Here is a 1633-nt window from a genome sequence, read left to right on the forward strand (position 1 = left end):
CCTGACTCGTGCCACCTTCGCGGGTATTTCGTGGGCGTATGGCGTTGACCTGCGATTTTGCGGTCGGGTTGTGGGTGAAAGGGTCACTAAAAACCCTGTTAGTCGGTAGCGTTGGCTTGGTGGTTTCCCGGTTTGTGCGGAAGGTGAGGACCGCGTCCGGAGCGGTCGCGGTCCAGATCGTGTCGCGCCAGGGACGCCGGGTCGTGGAGATCGATCATGTCGGCTCCGCGCATACTGATGGCGATCTCGCGCTGTTGCTAGCAGCGGCTCAGGCCCGGCTCTTTCCCGGGCAGGAGACACTCGATTTAGGGGAACTGCCGCGGGTAGCGGCCAGCATCGAGGACGTCGCGGACTGGAGGGCGCCGCGGTCTTTGCCTGCACCGTCTTCTTCAGGACGCCCGCGCATGGTTCGCGGTGGTGGGCGGCTCGTTTCCACGTCCGCGTTGGTGCTCTGGGACGTGTTGAGAAGCGCGTACACCCGACTGGGATTCGATGTCCTGGGCGATGAGGCGTTCGCCGCGATGGTTCTGGCGCGAATCATCGAGCCGACGTCCAAGGCGGACACCGTTCGAGTTCTTGATGAGATGGGCGTTCCATGCCCGAGCCTGCGCACGCTGTTCCGTTCGTTGGGTCGATGCCAAGTAGGTGATTACCGTGGCCAGCTCGCCCGGGCCGCCTTGGCGCATTCGGCGCGTACCACCGGTCGCCCCGCGATGGTGCTTTACGACGTCACTACACTGCACTTTGAGAACAAGGATGAGGATGACCTGCGCAAGGTCGGGATGAGTAAGGAACACCGCATCGATCCGCAGGTCCAGGTCGGTTTGTTGGTCGATCCGGGCGGCTTCCCCCTGGAAGTGCACCTGTTCGAAGGGAACAAGGCTGAGACGACCACCCTAATCCCGGTGTTGACGTCGTTTCAGGAACGCCACGGGGTCACAAACATGGTCGTCGTCGCTGACGCGGGGATGCTCTCGGCCGCTAACTTGAACGCGCTCGAAGATGCCGGGTTTTCCTTCATCGTCGGGTCGCGGCTGACGAAAGCACCGTATGATCTGGCCGAGCATTTTCAGCGCCACGGCAATCATTTCCAGAACGGGCAGATCCTGGAATCCACCCGGGTCATGGGCGTCGGAAAAGCGGCACGGGAGCGGCGGATTGTTTACCAGTGGTCGTTCAAACGTCAGAAGCGTGATGACCGCAACATCAACCTCATGATCGAGAAGGCTGAGCGCATCGCCGCCGGGAAGGCACCGTTGAAGAAAGCCCGGTTCCTGAAGGTCACCGGCGCGCACAAGGAACTCGACCAGGGAACTATTGACCGGGCCAGGCAGCTCTCGGGGCTGAAGGGGTACGTGACGAACCTGGACACCGCGAAGATGCCCGGCACAGCGGTGATCAACGCGTACCACGACCTGTGGCAGGTCGAAGCATCCTTCCGGATGACCAAGAGCGACCTCAAAGCCAGACCAGTCTTCCACCATAGACGCGACGCCATCGAGGCGCACCTGACTATTGTTTTCGCTGCGCTGGCCATCAGCCGGCACCTGCAAGACACCACAGGGTTATCGATCAAGAAGATTGTCCGCACTCTGCGGACCGCCCGATCAGCAACGATCGAAGTTGATGGCCA

Annotated in this window: 1 protein-coding gene; it reads left to right on the forward strand. The window is 61.4% G+C overall.

Going from position 1 to position 1633, the window contains the following annotated elements:
* Positions 1-119: 119 nt before the first annotated feature.
* On the forward strand, positions 120-1633 hold a 1514-nt coding region (locus tag DDA93_RS16035; RefSeq protein ID WP_165802669.1), incomplete at its 3' end, for an IS1634 family transposase.

The sequence above is a fragment of the Arthrobacter sp. Bz4 genome, assembly GCF_003075455.1.
GTDB lineage: Bacteria > Actinomycetota > Actinomycetes > Actinomycetales > Micrococcaceae > Arthrobacter_D.